Genomic DNA, 19425 nt, shown 5'->3' with positions numbered 1-19425 from the left:
CAAATGCATTAATTATTTAACATAAAAAAAGCCGTGAAATTACTTTCATGGCTTTTTTGTTAATTATTTAAAACCTTACTCTTTTACAACTTTGATTGTTTTAACCAAGTTATCTACAGTAACTTTCACTAAATAAGTACCACTTGACAAACTTGAAAAATCCAACTGTTGATGAGAATTGTTACTTTTTTTAGTCATTACAATTTGTCCTAATAAATTCTGAACAATTACATTTGAAATTTCTTTGGTATAAGACAGATTCAAAATATCTTTCACAGGATTAGGGTAAATTTTAAAATCAGATTCAACGAATTCCGGATTGCCTAGCGCATGATACACATAAACAGCAAGTCTTCCCGGATTAGATCTCCCGCTTATACATCCGGAATTATCTGTTTGGGCAGCATAGTAAGTCGTCCCATCAACTAATAAAGTACTAGCCGGCAAGATTACTCCTCCATCTTCCTGAGAAAACCAGGTAATGTTATTTCCTGTTACTTCAATATCAGCCAGAGTTTCTCCTGATACAAAACTTTGCATCGCATTTCCAACCGGCGGTCCAGGTATTGTGTTGACAATTAAATTAAACGCTTTCAAAACGCTACATCCTGTTGTCTCACTCGCTATAACAACATTTATTGTTTCCCCTGAACTTGCATATGCCATTGCTGCAGCATTTGGAATTTGAACGGAAAAATCCGAATTAAAATACCAAAGTGTAAAATCATTTGGATTTGCGCCATTTAATATTACTGCAGTATTCTGAGTTAAATCGAAAGTCGCCGGTTGGGATCCCACAACACATGCCGTTAAATCTGTCGGGTCTGAAAGTGCGGACATCTGAGTTTCAATATTTAGCGTAATATTATCCGAAATGGAGGTTATTTCCCCTTCACAATTTGCATAGCTCACAGTAGCTTGGTAAACACCTCCTTCGTTTGTAGGACAAACTGTAATTGGGTTGTCATTAGTAGTACCGGCTATAGGCATGCCATTTAAACTCCATGTCAGTGTTGAAGTTGAATTTCCGTTTGGTGAAAATCTCCAGGCTTCGTTAATTGCAGACCATGAACCGGTATTTCTACCCGGAGGAATTGTTGCAAGGGTCCCACTTTGGTTTTGAATACCAACTACTCCTGCTCCGCCTTGCCAAGAGCTACATGGTGTTCTTTTGCTTATAAGAATATCAATAACATTGGTTGTCTCATACAAAAGAACCTGACTTGTTTGCAATCCGACGGAAGAACCACAACTATACTGAGGAAGTTGATTAAAATTAGCTATAAAAATCCTATTTGGAGCAGTTCCGGTTATATAATAGTTAACATTTTGGACAGAAGGATTAGTTACTGATCCGCTTGGTGCGTTTCTGATATCAGTGTCCTGATATACTCCATAAATAGCATTAGCAGTATGGAAACCAGCATATGGTAAACTTTGATTAAAGCTCCAATTACAACCTTCTGGAAGATGTGAAACTAAAGGCTCTTCAACGCCTCCAGGGATACCACCTGGAACGGAAGGTGCAATATTGAAAGTCACTACTCCATTAGAGCCCACCATGATATGTGTGTATTTTTGCCCGTAAAAACAAAATGGGAAAGGAAGATCAAAAACTGGTGACCAGATATCGTCATCAGCTGTAGTTAAAATAGTCCCTCCTTCAAAAGGAAATAGCGGAGCATAACCTATTGCGTTTACTTGATAAGATGTCGTTTCTTTAACCTCGTCGAAATTCACTTGTAAGTTGACACAGTCTCCAAGATTGCAGACAGGAAGCGGATCATCAATATTTACAGTTAGTGGCAAAGCAGTTTGCCCAAAAGAATGAACTGTTATAAAAAGTAAAACTAAAAAGTAGATTTTTTTCATATTTTTTTTTTGAGCTGTAAATATATAAAAAGCCATCCAGATATCTGGATGGCTTTTGCATTTTAATAGTATACTAAAAACTATTCTTTTACAACTTTGATTGTTTTAACCAAGTTATCTACAATAACTTTCACTAAATAAGTACCACTTGACAAACTTGAAAAATCCAATTGTGATTGAGCTGAATTAAGCGTTTTAGTCATAACCGTTTGTCCAAGCAAGTTATGAACAGACACACTTGAAATTTCTTTTGAATAAGATAAATTCAACATGTCTTTCACAGGATTAGGATACGCTAAGAAGCCATTTGTATCAAATGAAGCTGTACTTAATGAAGCGTCGTAAGCCGAAATTGTAAACTCACCTGTTGTTGTAGCTGGCAAAACAGCCGAATCATACTTCCAAAGACCTATATACAATAATTCTCCCGGAGTTCTACCTGTTAGAGATAAAAGTGACATTAGATTGTTTGGTCCAGCTGGGCCACTATCATCATCACAACCAACTTGAGTTAATGCCCCACAAGTTCCTGTAAAAGCTGCCAGTACTGAATCAGCCATACTGTTTGTTGCTCCAACCTGAGCTTCAATTGTTAAAGTACCTGAGGCAGGAACCACAACTGTATACCATACATCAGCCGTAACATTTGCTTGACAGCTTGGTGTTATCCCAGCGGTTTTTGTAGCAGTATAAACAGTTCCTGTAATATCCTGATCTCCAAATGTGCCTCCAGGAGTTAATGCAATTGCAGCAGCGCAATCATCATTTGCTGGAGGAGTTAATGTTACCAACGTAACTATATTTGTTCCAGTAATAACATTATAATAAAAATCGTAAGGACCAGCACCACAACGTAAATACTCATATACTTTTGCATAATAAGTAGTCGCAGGTGTTAATCCGGTAACTGTTACTGTAGTTCCAGTACCATCATATACGATTTGCTGACCTGAACCAGCATAAACTGTATTTGCAACAAGAGCTGCTGCATTTCCATTTACTGGATCAGTAAATGTAGCAGAATCGCTTAAATACACAACTCTTCTGCTTCCATTTCCTACCACCCAGTTTAATGCAGATGAATTAGAATATGGCACGGCAGCCAAAGCACTTGACTGAACAGAAGGATTCCCCGGAGGAGAAACAGCTACCGAAGCAGTTTGAGAAGATAATGCTGAATTGGTACAAGTAACATTCAGTCTGTAATATATCGTTGCTCCGGCAAAAGCAGGAGGTGTATAAGTAGCAGTAGTTGCTCCTGCACCGCCTACAGCATTTGCCCAAGCGTCTGCTCCTCCATTATCATCTGATTCTTCCCATTGAAATGTTAATCCGGTAACTCCTGAACTATAACCTGCTGCAACTAAATTAGCCGGAGTTGTCCCAGAGCAAAGATTTTGCAATACCGGAGTAACTGTCCCTGCAGTTGGAGTCCCAACACACGGAACAGGTACAGAATCTACAACAATATCATCTAAATAAAGTTCCCATTGGTCCGTTGTTGTAGAACGAAATGCAATGTAAACTGTTTGTCCTACATAAGCACTCAGGTTATAAGTAGCTTGCTGCCAAGCTGTAGTAGGAGTTACAACAGCTGCTATAGTAGCCGTAAAATCCGTTGTAGCAGTTCCTGTATTAGATAACAAAACACTAAATACTTCAGGATATGTATTTGAACGATGCTTATACCACAATGATATCTGATCGGTAAGACCGGCAGTCACTGTAAATTGTTGTGTAATCAAATAATCATCATGCGCAGTCGCCGAATAATTCAGTCTTGCCACATTGGTTCCAGCATGTGCTGTTCCCGTGCCCGGTGTTGTCGCTGTAAATGTATTGGCATCACCTCCGTTAATTACTGTCCAGGTCCCGGGAATACCAGTTTCAAACCCTTGACTGAATTGTGCGTTCATAACACCTGATACAAGCAGTAAGAAAAACATCAATAATTTAAAAGTAATTTTTTTCATAATTTGGTTTTTATAAGTTTTTCACCAAGTTAATAAAAATCAATAAAAAATAAAAATTATTATCAAAACAATCGACTAATTAACAAAAAAAGCCAGTGAAATGCATCTCACTGGCTTTAATACTAATTATATTGAATATTATTCTTTCACAATTTTAACAGTCTTAACTAAATTATCTACAGTTACCTTAACTAAATAAGTTCCTGATGATAGGTTAGACAGGTCAATTTTAGATTGTGGAGCGTTAATATTTTTTGACATTACTACCTGACCTAATAAATTATGTACAGATACTGTTGAAATATTTTTAGAATATGACAAGTTTAATACATCTTTCACAGGATTTGGATAAACCATAAAATTAGTCGTATCAAATGATTGGTTATTTAAAGCCGTATCAGTCAGTTTCAATGTGAACGTTCCTTGTTCAGCAGCATTACTCCAAACCTGAACATAATAAGTATTACCAACAACAAGTCCTGTTAAAGCTTCCGTAGTTGGAGTAACTAAATTTGAATTACAAGTCCCCGTTACTTCAGTCAATGCTCCACACGCTCCAGAATAAACTGTAAAGTTTGAAGAAGTCATTGTACCGTTTGTAACCAAACAATTTACAGCACCTGAAGACGGAGCTACAAATGAAAACCAAACATCTTGAATACTGCCAAATGGATCACATGTAGGTTGGGCTGAACTCACATTTCCATATGAATTATCTGAAACAGTGTCAGTCCCATCAACATTAACCACTAATGATGTAACACAATCCTGGTTAGCAACAGCTGGAGGATTTACAGCTGCACAAGTAACATCCATTGTATAGGTACCAACAGATCCAACATTATAACCTTCAATCGCTATGTAATATGTAGTTGTTCCGTCAGAAGTAAAGTTAACTTTTGAACGAGTACCGTTTGGAGCACAACCAGTGGCATCATCATCATTTCCAGCAATTGCTGTTAACGCTCCTGAAACTCCTGTAAGAACTAACACAGATGAATCGTAATTTGAACCACATAAATTAAGAGTAACTGTTTGTGCAGCACCTGAGCCTGTAAATTTATACCATACGTTTGGAGAATCCAAATCTACACCAAATTGTAAAGTAGCATTAGCCTCATCTATAGTAGCATAACTTGTATTCCCTGAATAATTATTTCCACAAGTAATAGCAATTGCATTAACAAAGTTATCGTTTACCGGAACACTTGCAGGCGTTACCGTAAGAATATTTGTACCCGTAGAAACATTATAATAAAAGTCATAAGGACCCGATCCACAACGTAAATACTCATATACTTTAGCATAGTATGTAGTTCCTGAAGTCAATGCTGTCACAGTAACTCCTGTTCCTGTACCATCATAAACAATTTGCTGACCTGAGCCTGAATAAGCAGTTGCAGCCGTTAATGCAGCTGCATTACCATTTACCGGATCAGTAAACGTTGGCGAATCACTAAAATAAACAACTCTTCTTGAACCGTTACCATTTACCCAGTTCAAAGGAATAGTTGTAAGTGTAGTAGTTCCCATCGCTAAGTTTGTAACTTGCGTTGTAGGATTAGCAGGAGGTGAAACTACAACAGAAGTTGTTTGTGTAGACAGTGCCGAACCACTACAAGTCACATTCAATCTGTAATAAATAGCAGTCCCTGAAAAAGCAGGTGGTGTATAGGTTGAAGTAGTAGCATTCGAACCGCCTACAGCATTAGCCCAAGCATCAGCTACTCCATTATCATCTGATTCTTCCCATTGAAATGTTATTCCTGAAGCACCTGTTGTAAATCCAGCTCCAACCAAGTTAGCCGGTGTAACACCTGAACAGATATTTTGATTAGCCGGTGTAACTGAACCCGCAACAGGAGTTCCTGTACAAAGTGCAGGAGGAGTCCAAGTTAGAGTCAAACCACTGGCAGGAAAATTTGTTGCAGTAGAAAAACTGTTAGCTGCTGAATTCAAAGGTCCTGCTGTAGATGCAGAAGCAAATGAAGTAAATACTCTGTTATTAAAATCAGAAGGAGTCGTTCCTCTTAAACCGATTTGTCTGCTTGTAGCTCCGGTTACTGCTGTTGAACCAACTGCAAAGCTACCTGGTCCGTAAACAATCTTCACTAAATTACCGTTTTCCAATAATCGCACTTGATAATTGAAACCATAAGCATTTGTTGTACTATTTGTATAAGCAGGTCTAAAATCTTTCCATTGAAAAACAATTTCCCTGTCTGGGGCAACTCCAATGGTTTCCCATCTCATCTCTCCAGTTCTTGAACCAAGGTTAAAAAAAGAATTTAAATCCCCTGACCATGGAGAAATAATACCATTAGCTGTCGAAGTAGAACTAATAGGTGTGGTTGTAAAAGCAGATGGTGCTGTAGCTCCTAAAGAAACAAAACCGTTGCTGCTCATAAAAACCGTTGAAACAGAAGTTCCATTATAATTAAAACTGAATGGCAATGCTAAGGCTGATGAAGCAAAACTATCCATCGACCCGCCATTTGTGTTAGCTGTAGCAGTTACAAGAACTGTACCTCCGGTAATTTCTGTAAAAGTGTCATTGGATTGTGAAAAAGAATAAGAACTAACTTGGGCGTAGTTTTTCGTGACTACGGCAAGCATAAACGTAAAAAGTAATAAGGTAATTTTCTTCATAAAATAATTTGTTAGTTTTAATGGCGGTGAATGTACAATATTTAATCATTTTTAACTTCTCAATTTAAAAAAAGGTCGATGAAATACATAAAAAAACCACGATATCTATCGTGGTTGTATTAATTTCTTACATTTTTGATTTTTTCCTAACCAATACTTGATACATTTATCATTTCATTGGTATCCGCAGCATAATCTACTCCGTCAAATCCAAAACCGAATAAGTTTAAGAAATCCTGCTTATAGCCAGCTAAATCTCCTATTTCAGAAAGGTTTTCCGAAGTTGCTTCCAACCAAAGTTTAGCTATTTTTTCCTGCACATCATCACGCATTTCCCAATCATCAATTCTGATTCTTCCTTTATCGTCTGTAGGAATTTCACTTCCATTATATAATCTTTGTGAATACAATCGCTGCATTTGCTCTATACATCCTTCATGAATTCCTTCCGCTTTCATTATTTTATATAAAAGCGAAATATACAACGGAATTACCGGAATAGCCGAACTTGCTTGTGTTACCAAAGCTTTGTTTACAGAAACATACGCTTTTCCGTTGATATCTTTCAAACGATCCGTAATAGAGAAAGCTGTAGCCTCAAGATGATCTTTGGCACGTCCAATCGTTCCTTTTCTGTATACTGGCTCAGTTACTTCCGGCCCAATATAAGAGTAAGCTACCGTAGTGGCTCCATCCGCTAAAACACCTGCCGCCTTTAAAGCATCCATCCACATGGTCCAATCTTCTCCACCCATAACAACCACAGTATTGTCAATATCGTCCTGATTAGCTGGCTCAATAGAAATCTGAGACACTGTTCCGGTATGAAAATCGACTGTCTTGTTGGTAAATGTATTTCCAATCGGTTTCAAAACCGAACGATGCAAAACCCCAGTTACAGGATGCATACGAACAGGAGAAGCCAAACTATAAATTACTAAATCAACCTGGCCTAAATCAGCTTTAATCATATCAATAGTCTGCTGTTTCACTTCATTAGAAAATGCGTCACCATTGATACTTTTTGCATATAACCCTGCCTTTTTTGCTTCATTTTCAAAAGCAGCAGAATTGTACCAGCCAGGGGAAGCCGTTTTTCCTTCCGCTGGCGGCTTTTCGAAGAAAACTCCAATAGTTCCAGCATCAGAACCAAAAGCACTCGTAATTCTTGAAGCCAGTCCGAAACCTGTAGAAGCTCCTATCACTAAAACTTTCTTTGCTCCATCAATTTTTCCTTTTGATTTTACATATTCAATTTGATTTTTTACGTTTTGCTCGCACCCCTTTGGATGTGCAGTCAAACAAATAAATCCTCGCATTCTTGGTTCTATGATCATAATAGTATTGTTTTGTCGTTATCGATTTTTTGTTAAGAACAAATTTAATTTAAAAAATTAGTTCAACAAAGCTTTTGCATGATTAAGAGCCGAATCAGAAATGTCTTTACCTGAAAGCATTTCAGCTATTTCTGCAACACGCTCATTTTGAGATAGTAATTTTAATTCAGAGACTGTAGTTTCACCTTGAATTGATTTAAAAACCTTATAGTGCTGATGTCCTTTTGCTGCGATTTGAGGCAAGTGTGTTATGGCAAAAACCTGCATCTGACCACTCATCACTTTCATAATATCTCCCATTTTATGGGCTATTTCACCTGAAACACCAGTGTCAATTTCATCAAAAATAATAGTCGGGAGTTTTGAATAATTAGCCAAAACTGATTTCACAGCAAGCATAATTCTTGACATTTCTCCTCCTGAAGCTACTTTTTTAAGCAATCCGAAATCAGTACCTTTATTAGCGGAGAACAACAATTGAACTTCATCTTTACCTGTTGGCAAGTAATTTTCAGCTTGTTTAATTTCGAATTGAAAACGGGCATTCGGCATTCCCAATTGAGATAATATTTCTACTATTTTGTCGACCAAAACAGGAACCGCCTTGCTTCTGTTTTCAGAAATTTCAGCTGCAATTTTATTCAATACTTCTACACTATCTGAAATTTGATTTTCCAGCTTTTGAATTTGACTTTCCAAATCGCCGACCAATACTAATTTGGAATCCAAATCATTTTGAATAATCAGCAATTCTTCAATTGAATCCACCTGATGCTTTTTTTGAAGCGAATAAATAACCTGCAGTTTTTGGTTGACCAATTCTAATTTTTCCGGGTCATTTATCAGTTTTTCAGCTTGTTGCAAAAGTTCAGCTGAAATATCATCAAATTCTATCAAAACACTTGAAACGCGTTCATGTAATTCATTAAAATCAGAAGAAAAATTAGCGATTTTATGAAGCGAAGCTTTTACTTCTTTCAGATTTTGAATAATTCCAATCTGCTCTTCATTAGATATAGCTAAAGATTTATCCAAAGACTCTTTAATAAATTCAACATTGTTCAGTTTCTCGAAAACATCCTCTAACTCGGCTTGTTCTCCTGATTTTAAATTAGCAGAAAGCAGCTCTTCCAATAAAAATGAATTATAATCCTGTTCTTTAGTTAAATTTTCTTTCTCAGCCAAAAGCTTTTTCAATTCGCTTTTTGCAGATTTATATTTTGATAAATTTTGCTGGTAATTCTCTAAAACATTTTGGTGATTCGCAATAGCATCCAAAATTTGAATCTGGTATTCTTCATTTGATAATTCCTGCGTTTGATGCTGCGAGTGAATATCCAATAAAAAATCACTTAACTCTTGTAATTCATTCAGATTTACCGGACTGTCATTAACAAAAGCTCTCGATTTCCCTGAAGGTAAAATTTCCCTTCTGATGATCGTTACATCTTCATAATCGAGGTCATTTTTATTAAAAAAAGCCTGTAAATTGTATTTATTAATTTGAAAATGCGCTTCAATAACACATTTCTGCTCTTTATCTTTCAAAGAAGTCAAATCTGCTCTTTTTCCTAAAACCAAACCCAAAGCACCAAGCAAAATAGATTTTCCGGCACCAGTTTCACCGGTAATAATAGATAATTGGTTGGAAAAATTCATTTCCAACTGTTCGATCAGTGCGAAATTTTTTATAGATAATGAGATAAGCATAATGAGAATTTAATAGCTAATTCGTCCCCACTTGCTAGAATTTGTTGGAGATAATCTGTTTAGGTTGTCAATTACACCTGTAATTTCAACTTTTGGTCCATCAGTAAAAATACTTAAGATTTCGTCTGCTTTAGCATCAAAAAACACTCTTGTCAAATAAGCATTTGGTCTTACATTAGAAACTTCAACGAGCGTTTTTAATGCATTTTTAATACCTTCTTTACCTTCTTTCTGATTCTCATTCATTTTGTCTAATGCTTTGAAATGATACTCATACATTGCTTTTCTAAATGGAGCAAAAGTTGGGGAAAGCATATCATTTACTAAATAAAATCTATTTTGATTTCCACTTGAAGTCCACGCTTTTTCCTGAGTTTGTTGTGCAACGTTAACAATATTCTGAGCATTTTCAAGAGATTTTGAACCTCCTTCTAAGGAAAAAGTATCCGCATCGACAGCTACAACTATATTCGCATAAAAAGCTACAATAGATAATAAATTAGAATCAAAAGAATTTGGATTAAAAGTTAAATTCTGAAATTCAGTATATGTAAAATTAACTTCCTTATCGTTTATATTTAAGATTGGTGAAGAATAAGTAGAGTTAAAAACCGGTCTGTTTGCCTGTACCTGTAATGTTGCTGTAAACTGATCTGAACTGTAAGACGTAATGTTAAAAAAGAAGGAACATTCTATTTTTTCAACACCACTATAGGTTTGCTGTGACCATTTGGTATTATTTATAAACTCAGTAAGTGCTTTTTGAAGCGTTTTAAATATTTGCTGGTTTGTAGCTGCAACCTGATCTGTGTTGAATGATACAGAACAATTTAACTCTTGAGCTTGTGCAAACCCAAAAAACAATAGAAAAAAACCAACTACTATTTTACGCATAATGAGAAATAATTTTATTTACAATATCAATCGCAACTTCTTCTTTAGATTTCAGCTCTTGAGCCTCGATTTTAAAGTTCTTATCGATAAAGGTAACCTTATTTGTGGGTTTTCCAAAACCTGCACCGGCATCATTTAAAGAATTAAGAACAATCAAATCTAAGTTTTTTTTCTGAATTTTCAACTTAGCATGTTCAATTTCATTTTCCGTTTCGAGTGCAAAGCCAATTAAAAATTGATTTTTTTTGATTTGCCCCAATGATGCTAAAATATCTTTAGTTTTCTCCAATTCAATAGAAAACGCAGTATCATTCTTTTTTATTTTCTGTGATGCCACATTTTTAGGTTTATAATCAGCTACAGCTGCTGCGGCAATAGTAACATCGACATCATTAAAATAGAGATGACAGGCATTATACATTTCTTCGGCAGAAGTAACTCTTACTAAATTTATCAAAGAATGCTTGCTCTGCAAATGAGTTGGCCCCGAAACTAAAATAACTTCGGCTCCTAAATCGGCTGCAGCTTTAGCAATATCAAAACCCATTTTGCCTGAGGAATGATTCCCTATAAATCGAACAGGATCAATAGCTTCGAAAGTTGGCCCGGCAGTAACCATGATTTTTTTTCCTTTAAGCGGAAGTTTACTCTCAATATCTTTTTCAAGGAAACCAACAATGTTTTCAGGTTCAGCCATTCTACCCTCACCTGATAGTCCACTGGCTAATTCACCGCTTTCAGCAGGAATTATAGTGTTTCCAAATCTTTTAAAGGCTTCAAAACTAGCTAAAGTCGAAGGATGTTTGTACATGTCTAAATCCATTGCTGGCGCGATATAAACAGGACATTTTGCAGAAAGATACGTTGCAATTAATAAATTATCGCAATTCCCATTTACCATTTTAGACATGGTATTTGCTGTTGCAGGCGCAATAACAATATAATCAGCCCAAAGTGCTAAATCAACATGGTTGTTCCAAACTGCATTCTCATCATCTTCATTAAAAAAGCTTGAATGAACAGGGTTTTTGGATAAAGTGGAAAGTGTAAGCGGTGTTACAAAATCCTTAGAAGCAGGAGTCATTATCACTTGGACATGTGCTCCTGCTTTTATAAAAAGTCTAACTAAAGACGCTGATTTATAAGCGGCAATTCCACCAGAAACACCCAGTATTATTTTCTTACCACTTAAAACAGACATCTGTTGTTTTATTTTGTAGATTTATAGTAGATTTTATCATCTAACCATTCCTGAACTGCTAATGCGTGAGGTTTTGGTAATTTTTCGTAAAATTTTGAAACTTCAATTTGCTCTTTGTTTTCAAAAACTTCTTCTAAACTATCATTGTAAGTAGCAAACTCTTCTAACTTTTCAATTAGCTCTTTTTTAATTTCAGAGTTAATTTGATTGGCTCTTCTTGCTATTATGGTAATCGCTTCATAAACATTTCCAGTAGGTTCTTCAATAACATTTTTATTGTATGTTATTGTGTTTACAGGAGCTGTAGTCTTTTTTAAATCCATGACTTTTACTTATTTAGAAAATTGTTGTAAATCCTTATCAATTCTAACCAACATATCGTCAGCTATCTTTTTGTATTCTGTATTGGCATTAAATTTTATTAAAGAAGCATAGGCTACTTTTGCTGCATTTAATCTTTCCTGCATTTTAGCAGGCACACTGTTTATTGCTAAATTATAACAAGAATCCAGTTTGTAATACAATGCTTTTTCTTTAAATGGTGTTCCGGGATATTCTGCAATAAAATTATCCAGCGCTTTAATTGCCGTTTTAAAATCCGAAATCGTATTGTATTGTTTTGCAATTTCGAATGCTTTTTTCTCTAATTTCTCTCTTAACCCCTTAATCATTTCATTCGCTTCCGGCATGTATGAAGAGTTCGGATAAGTATTGATAAAAGACTGTAATTTTGTTATTGCCTTATCAGTATCCGCTTGATCTAATGAATATACCGGAGATAATTGAGCGTACGATTTTGCAGATAAAAAGGCTGCCTCTTCTACTTTTTGGCTTTTTGGATAAAGTGCCACAAAGCTTTCAAACTGGTACCCTGACAAATAGTATTGTTCTGTTTTATAATACGATTGCGCAAACATATAAAACATTTTTTCAGCTTGAGGCTTACCTCTGTAAGCCGGTGCAATCTGCTCAAATAAACGAATTGCTTTTTCGTATTTTCCAGCTTCGTATTTTTTTGTTGCAACATCAAACTTTACAGCTACATCTTCAGACTTAATTGCTCTTTGATATTCGTTACAAGACGAAAATAATACAGCAAGTAGAAATACATAAATTATTTTATTCATATTTTTTTTATAAAACAGTCGGATTTGCTAGCTTTTAGCTTTCTACAAAACGAACCGCAAATTTAGTTAATAATTCTTATATACAAAACTTTATTTTTACTGTTATTTAGATAGTTGTTTTGTAAACGAATCTAGTCTATCTGCTAAATTTGCATTAACATTAACTAACGGCAAACGAACAGTATTTTCAGATAATCCCAATGATTTGAAAATTTCTTTTATTCCTCCCGGATTTCCTTGTTCAAAAATCATATCAATACTATCCATTAACTTATACTGCAAAGCATAAGCTTCGTCAACTTTTCTCTCCAAACCTAAACGAATCATGTGAGAAAATTCTTTTGGATAACCTTCACCAATCACAGATATAACTCCGGATCCTCCTGCTAAAACTATTGGCAGCGCCACCATATCATCTCCAGAGATTACCAGAAAATCCTTTGGTTTTCCTTGAATTAATTTCATCGCCTGAACAATATCTCCTGCAGCTTCTTTAATTCCAATAATATTTTTAAAATCTTTAGCCAATCTTAAAACCGTCTCAGGCAACATGTTACTTGCTGTTCTTCCCGGTACATTATAAACAATTACTGGAAGTGGAGAGGCTTCGGCAATAACTTTAAAATGCTGGTAAATTCCTTCCTGAGTTGGTTTATTATAATAAGGAGAAACGGAAAGTATCGCTTGAAATTTTGACAAATCTCTTGTTTTTAATTCTTCTGCAACCTTATAAGTATCGTTTCCTCCCACGCCAAGAACAAGCGGTAATCTTCCTTTATTAGCCTCAACTATAGTAGCAATCACAATTTCTTTTTCATTTTCACTCAGCGTGGCAGGTTCTCCGGTTGTACCTAAAACAACCAGGTACTCAACACCTCCGTCAATTACATAATCTACAATTTTTTTTAAGGCGTCTGTATCAACAGAAAAATCTTTTTTAAAAGGTGTTACAAGAGCAACTCCAGTTCCAATAAATGCTTGCATGTTTTATATTTTGTTTAAAATTTTTAAATATCTGAATAACTCGTGTGCAAAAACTTTATAATTCTCGGCATTCGTATTAATCATCAAATGATTCAGTCTTTTGTCTACTGTTGAAAAACCTGCCTTAAATAATGCTTTCGAGTGATGTGTTATGAGTAGTAATGGTGCTTTTTCAGTATCATAATAACTGATTAGCATATCAAACGGCGTTTTAATAAATTCAGTAACAAAATCAGGCGATAAGTCCCCTTTCCAACTCATATTTTTATTACTGAAAGTAGGTTGAGTGAATATTTCGTTCTTTTTTATTTTATCTTTAAAAACAATCATTTTAATATTGTTTTCCTGAATTCCGTTAGCAACAATTTCTTTTATAAGTTGCTCTTTCTCTTGAAAATAGCTTTCATCCAACAATATTCCTACTGTTTTAATAGGTGTTGTTAATGAGCTTGGCGTAACATTATGCAGACTACTTTTTAATATTTTTTTTACTGATAATTCTTTTATATACTTTATAAACATAGTACTTTTGTATATTAATCCTGAAAACAAAATTAATCAATTAAGATTCAATTGCCATGGTAAATGTAAAAAAGAGTATAACAGTTTTAAAGCATTTTGTTTTAATTTTAACGTTACTTCTATCCGGAAATTATTGTTCAGCTCAATTAGTAGTAACAAAAATTGAAGGAAAGCAAATTAATGTCAACGAAAAGGCAGCAACTGTTGAAAAATATGACAACTTTATTGCTCCTTACCGCACCCGAATCGATGCTGATTTAGATAATGTACTGGCTATTTGCCCTGAGACTTTAGACAAAAGTACGGGTCAATGGCAAACGCCTATTGGTGATCTTATGGCTAATGTTACTTTAGCCAAAACAAATCCTGTTTTCAGAAAACGTGAAGGTAAAGAGATTGATATTTGCATCTTAAATCATGGAGGGATTCGTGCTATACTTCCTAAAGGAAATGTAACCACAAGAACGGCCTTTGAAATCATGCCTTTTGAAAACACAACCGTTGTTGTAGCACTTAAAGGCGATAAAATTATTGAGCTTGCCAATTATTTTGTAAAAGAGAAAAAACCGCATCCATTGGCGGGAATTACTTTTACAATCACAGCTAACAATGAAGTAAAAGATATTAAAGTTAAAAACCAGCCGTTAATTACAGAGAAAACTTATTATATTGTCACTTCAGATTACTTATCAAACGGAGGAGATAACATGAATTTTTTCAAAGAGCCTATAAAAGTGTATGATCTGGAATATAAACTTAGAAATGTATTAATTGACTATTTTAAAGATGTTGATACTATCCCAGTAGTTCAGGAAGTTAAAGTAACCCAAGAAAAATAAGAAACATGAAAAGAAGAGACTTTATTCAAAAAACTGCAGCAAGCTCCACATTATTAACTCTTGGCGGATTATCATTAAGTAGTTTCACTACTGAGGAAGTAAGAAAAATAACCATTCTGCATACTAACGATGTACACAGTCACATCGATCCGTTTCCTGCAACAGATCCAAAAAATCCTAATCAAGGTGGTGTAGCCCGTCGTGCTGCAATTATTGAGCAAATAAGAAAAGAAGAACCTAACGTTTTACTTTTGGATGCAGGAGATATTTTTCAGGGAACTCCTTATTTCAATTATTATGGAGGTGAATTGGAGATGAAATTAATGAGTATGATGAAATACGATTTGGCAACCATTGGAAATCATGATTTCGATAATGGTGTTGAAGGATTACTGGCTCAAATGCCTCATGCTAATTTTAATTTTGTTTCTGCAAATTATGATTTCATGAATACGGTTCTTTATACTCATATTGAACCTTATAAGATATTTAATAAAGGTGGTATTAAAATTGGTATTTTCGGATTAGGTATTGAACTCCAGGGTCTTGTTGATAAAAAATTATACAGAGAAACCAAATACAACAATCCAATTGAAATTGCACAGGATATGTCACGCATTTTAAAAGAAGAGAAAAAATGTGATCTTGTCATCTGTTTGTCCCACTTAGGTTTCAATTATAAAAATGATCCCGAAAAACCTTCCGATATCAATTTAGCAAGAAAAACGAAGAACATTGATTTGATTATAGGCGGACACACCCATACTTTCCTGGACAAGCCGGTTATTGAAAAAAATATTGACGGTAATGAAGTTCTTGTAAATCAAGTAGGATGTTACGGAATCAACTTGGGCCGAATCGATTTTTATTTGGACAGCAAAAACAATGTTACATCAGGAGGAAAGAAAATTATCATTTAATTTTCGGAAAGAATCATAAATTTATACAAGGCATATTGGGCAAAAATGTATAAAATCATTGCCATTGGCTGAAATATAAATACCGATATGTAGTAAATTTTCAGGATAAGTATTATCTGAATTATTGAAAACAGTAAACTGCTGAGAAAAAGCCAGAAATTTGTTCTGTTATCGTCAATCATATAATTTGCTACTGAAAACCCTCCTAAAAAACTCATAATTAAAACCTGGATGATATAGATGAATAAAGCACTGCCTAATTCATCTATGGTTAAACACCCTATATAAGAGAAAACCGTCAGAAAAGGAATACTGCCTAAGAAAATAGGCAGGTAATTCCTGAGTCCCACTATTTTCAGCACTAAGTAAATAACGATAATCCTATAAAGCAAGTAAAAAAAAGCACCTGCCATTATGGAATTAAAATCTTCTGCCACAAAGAATATGTTCGCCAAGAAGGCAAAAAACATAGCTACAATAAAATAATAATTTCTTTGTTTTGATTTTTTCCAGTAAACAGCTGTCAGTGTTGGAATAAGCAATGGTTTTAATATGTAAATAAATGTTTTATTCACAAACAACTCAGCAATGATTTCTGCTAATCCAATTGTGAAAAATAATACTAGCAAAATCTTAAAATCATCAATTTTCTTATCCGCTTTAGTATTTTCCATTGTTTTAAATTTAATGTGAAATTGACTTACTCGTAAAATACTTTACCATGTAGAAATAGGAAACAAATTGGGCTGTAACATTAAACAGAATGAAAATATCCATTTTTAAATAAAAGTTATAAACTGCAAAAAAAACATCTGAAATCACAAAACAAATACACATGATTAAGGCATAGAAAGTACGAATATTGTGTGAGTTTATATGGTTAAATCCAATTATGGCTGATAGAAAACTTAAAACAACACCGTAAAAAATAAAAACATTAAATGTCATACTATCTAAACTTGTCATCATGTTCAGAATTAACGACAAAACACCAAAACACCCTAAAAAAATAAGTATAAAATAAAGGAATTTATACCCTATTACATCCATTTTTTCAATGTCATTTATAACAAAAAAACTAAAAATGAGATACATCACAATATTTAAGAAAGCGATAGGGATATCACCTTCCGGCATCTGAAACACTACAATCATATCAGCAATAAAGCTGCACAGCACCGCGATAAAAAAAAGCCAATTGACTTTTGTCCTTTTTATCTGCAAATAATGAAAGAAAATTGCAGGAGCAATTACCGGTTTTGCCAATAATACTAAAAATTCACTTCCAAATGCTACCCCAATTACTGCAAAAACTGAAGCTATTAGGTACAAAATAAGTGCCGGAGAATTAACTTTCATTCAATAAATTTACAAAATCATCTTCATTAATAATTGGTACATTCAATTGATTTGCTTTTTCTAATTTAGCAGGACCCATATTTTCACCCGCAATCACATAATTCGTTTTAGCTGAAATAGAACTTCCTACTTTCCCTCCATTGTCTTCAATAGCCTTCTTCAGCTCATCTCTTGAAAATGTGGAGAAAACTCCTGAAACAACAAATATTTTACCTAAAAGCTTATCTGAAACCGAAGTATCGTTTGACACATTTGCCTCTAATTGAATACCATATTTTTTTAATCTCTCAATGATAGTTCTATTTTCTTGATTTTCAAAGAACTCAATAACACTTTGTGCAATTTTTTCTCCAATTTCGTCTACTAAAATCAAATCCGTCAAACTGGCACTGGCAATAGTATCAATAGATTTATAATACTTTGCCAGTTTTTTAGCAACCGTTTCACCCACATATCTGATACCTAAAGCAAATAAAACACGTTCAAATGGTATTTCCACCGATTTTTCAATTCCGTTAATCAAATTATCTGCTGATTTTTCAGCCATCCGCTCCAATGGAATAATCTGATCTTTTTTTAATTCGTACAAATCGGCATAATTTTTAACCAGATCATTATTAAAAAGCAAGGCAACTGTTTCCCCTCCGAGCCCTTCAATATCCATTGCTTTGCGCGAAATATAATGCTGAATTCTACCAATAATCTGTGGTGGGCACCCATAAAAATTAGGGCAATAATGATTGGCTTCTCCTTCTTTTCTTTCTAACTCGGTTTGACACTCCGGGCAATGCGAAATGTATATTGTCGGCAGAGAGTCCGTTTGGCGTTTTTCCAAATCCACACCAATAATTTTCGGGATAATCTCCCCTCCTTTTTCAACAAAAACTTCATCACCAATACGGATATCTAATTTTTCAATTTGATCAGCATTGTGCAGAGAAGCTCTTTTGACTACTGTTCCAGCTAATTGCACAGGCTCCAGATTAGCAACAGGAGTGATAGAACCTGTCCTTCCAACCTGATAGGAAATCGAATTTAATTTCGTTGAAACCTGCTCCGCTTTAAACTTATAAGCAATCGCCCAACGAGGAGATTTTGCCGTATAACCTAATTCATCCTGTAAATGCAGATTATCCACCTTTACTACTACTCCATCCGTTTCATAAGGTAAATCGTGACGGTGTTTGTCCCAGTAATTAATGAAATCTAAAACTTCCTCCATATTCTTTGCCAAACGGCTTTGGATTGGCACTTTAAACCCCCATTTCCTTGCTTTCTCCAGCCCTTCGAATTGTGTTTTAAAAGGTAAATCCGAACCTATTATGAAATACAATAAGCAATCTAAAGGACGCTTAGCTACTTCGGCACTATCTTGCAATTTCAAACTGCCTGAAGCTGTATTTCTGGGATTTGCATAAGGAGTTTCTCCTATTTCTATCAAATCCTGATTCATTTTTTCGAAACCGGCTAATGGCAGTATAATTTCACCTCGAATATCAAATTTCTCCGGAAAATCTCCTTTTAGCTGAATAGGAATCGCTTTTATGGTCTTAATATTATTTGTCACTTCATCACCCTGAAAACCATCACCACGAGTTACAGCTCTTTTCAATCTTCCGTTTTCGTATGAAATACTAATGGATGCTCCGTCATATTTCAGTTCACAAGTATACTCCAGCGGAACATCACCTAAAACTTTCTGAGCACGCTTTTCCCAATCCAATAAATCTTCTTTGGAATAAGAATTGTCCAAGGAGTACATGCGGTATTCATGACGGACTGTATTGAAGTTTTTGGTAATAGAACCTCCCACACGCTGCGTAGGGGAATTTTCGTCAAAATATTCAGGATGTTTACTTTCAAGACTCTGAAGTTCAGCCAATTTTACATCAAACTCATAATCAGAAATGGTAGGATTATCTAAAACATAATAATTATGATTATGCTGGTTTAACTCTTCTCGTAACGCTTGTATTTTTTGTAATACTTTCATAAAAATAAAAATTGGCTATTCTAGATTTTGAGCACTAAAATAACC

General features: G+C 34.8%; 16 protein-coding genes. 2 read left to right on the top strand and 14 right to left on the bottom strand.

The genetic code is table 11. The annotated features are described in order from the left end of the window. Positions 1-75: 75 nt before the first annotated feature. The 11 genes from ACRDEC_RS12770 to ACRDEC_RS12720 form a co-directional block, all read right to left on the bottom strand. The gene (locus ACRDEC_RS12770; protein WP_431498743.1) at positions 76-1872 is read right to left on the bottom strand and encodes a T9SS type A sorting domain-containing protein; all 1797 of its coding nucleotides are present in this window, start codon (positions 1870-1872) and stop codon (positions 76-78) included. Between the two features lie 80 nt (positions 1873-1952). Continuing rightward, positions 1953-3845 (bottom strand): choice-of-anchor J domain-containing protein, encoded by a 1893-nt coding sequence (locus ACRDEC_RS12765; RefSeq protein WP_431498742.1) that lies wholly within the window; start codon positions 3843-3845, stop codon positions 1953-1955. Between the two features lie 138 nt (positions 3846-3983). Then, entirely contained in the window at positions 3984-6494 is a 2511-nt protein-coding gene (locus tag ACRDEC_RS12760; protein WP_431498741.1) for a T9SS type A sorting domain-containing protein, read from the bottom strand. Positions 6495-6640: 146 nt separating this feature from the next. Then, a complete protein-coding gene (fabV, locus tag ACRDEC_RS12755; protein WP_431498740.1) occupies positions 6641-7831 on the bottom strand; it encodes an enoyl-ACP reductase FabV in 1191 nt (396 codons plus the stop codon). Between the two features lie 57 nt (positions 7832-7888). Beyond that, positions 7889-9541 (bottom strand): DNA repair protein RecN, encoded by a 1653-nt coding sequence (gene recN / locus ACRDEC_RS12750; RefSeq protein ID WP_431498739.1) that lies wholly within the window; start codon positions 9539-9541, stop codon positions 7889-7891. A gap of 9 nt (positions 9542-9550) precedes the next feature. Further along, positions 9551-10435, bottom strand: a complete 885-nt coding sequence (locus ACRDEC_RS12745) for a DUF4835 family protein (RefSeq protein WP_431498738.1) — start codon at positions 10433-10435, stop codon at positions 9551-9553. Further along, positions 10428-11636 carry a bifunctional phosphopantothenoylcysteine decarboxylase/phosphopantothenate--cysteine ligase CoaBC gene (gene coaBC / locus ACRDEC_RS12740; protein ID WP_431498737.1) on the bottom strand — a complete coding sequence of 403 codons (1209 nt, stop codon included), beginning with the start codon at positions 11634-11636 and terminating at the stop codon, positions 10428-10430. Before coaBC ends, ACRDEC_RS12745 begins: the two co-directional genes overlap by 8 nt. A gap of 8 nt (positions 11637-11644) precedes the next feature. Further along, positions 11645-11959 (bottom strand): DNA-directed RNA polymerase subunit omega, encoded by a 315-nt coding sequence (locus ACRDEC_RS12735; protein ID WP_431498736.1) that lies wholly within the window; start codon positions 11957-11959, stop codon positions 11645-11647. A gap of 9 nt (positions 11960-11968) precedes the next feature. After that, a complete protein-coding gene (locus ACRDEC_RS12730; RefSeq protein WP_431498735.1) occupies positions 11969-12763 on the bottom strand; it encodes an outer membrane protein assembly factor BamD in 795 nt (264 codons plus the stop codon). Between the two features lie 102 nt (positions 12764-12865). After that, a complete protein-coding gene (gene dapA / locus ACRDEC_RS12725) occupies positions 12866-13747 on the bottom strand; it encodes a 4-hydroxy-tetrahydrodipicolinate synthase (RefSeq protein ID WP_431498734.1) in 882 nt (293 codons plus the stop codon). Between the two features lie 3 nt (positions 13748-13750). Then, positions 13751-14269, bottom strand: coding sequence for a DUF6913 domain-containing protein (locus ACRDEC_RS12720; RefSeq protein WP_431498733.1), 519 nt, complete (start codon positions 14267-14269; stop codon positions 13751-13753). A gap of 56 nt (positions 14270-14325) precedes the next feature. Between ACRDEC_RS12720 and ACRDEC_RS12715 the strand changes: the two genes are divergently transcribed. Both ACRDEC_RS12715 and ACRDEC_RS12710 read left to right on the top strand, forming a co-directional pair. Beyond that, positions 14326-15108 (top strand): 5'-nucleotidase C-terminal domain-containing protein, encoded by a 783-nt coding sequence (locus ACRDEC_RS12715; protein WP_431498732.1) that lies wholly within the window; start codon positions 14326-14328, stop codon positions 15106-15108. A 5-nt stretch (positions 15109-15113) separates the two neighbouring features. Next, positions 15114-16028 (top strand): bifunctional metallophosphatase/5'-nucleotidase, encoded by a 915-nt coding sequence (locus ACRDEC_RS12710; RefSeq protein WP_431498731.1) that lies wholly within the window; start codon positions 15114-15116, stop codon positions 16026-16028. Here ACRDEC_RS12710 and ACRDEC_RS12705 read toward each other — a convergent pair. The 3 genes from ACRDEC_RS12705 to ligA are packed head-to-tail and all read right to left on the bottom strand — an operon-like array spanning position 16025 to position 19380. Continuing rightward, positions 16025-16702: a lysoplasmalogenase family protein gene (locus ACRDEC_RS12705; protein WP_431498730.1), complete on the bottom strand. Its 678-nt coding sequence runs from the start codon at positions 16700-16702 to the stop codon at positions 16025-16027. The genes ACRDEC_RS12710 and ACRDEC_RS12705 overlap by 4 nt on opposite strands. A gap of 10 nt (positions 16703-16712) precedes the next feature. Further along, on the bottom strand, positions 16713-17387 hold the full coding sequence (locus tag ACRDEC_RS12700) for a hypothetical protein (RefSeq protein WP_431498729.1): 675 nt from the start codon (positions 17385-17387) through the stop codon (positions 16713-16715). Next, positions 17377-19380 carry an NAD-dependent DNA ligase LigA gene (gene ligA / locus ACRDEC_RS12695; RefSeq protein ID WP_431498728.1) on the bottom strand — a complete coding sequence of 668 codons (2004 nt, stop codon included), beginning with the start codon at positions 19378-19380 and terminating at the stop codon, positions 17377-17379. Before ligA ends, ACRDEC_RS12700 begins: the two co-directional genes overlap by 11 nt. Positions 19381-19425 lie beyond the last annotated feature (45 nt).

This window comes from Flavobacterium sp. (assembly GCF_050696275.1).
GTDB lineage: Bacteria > Bacteroidota > Bacteroidia > Flavobacteriales > Flavobacteriaceae > Flavobacterium.
Note: the sequence above shows the minus strand (reverse complement) of the source record. Positions and strands in the feature narration are given on the sequence as shown.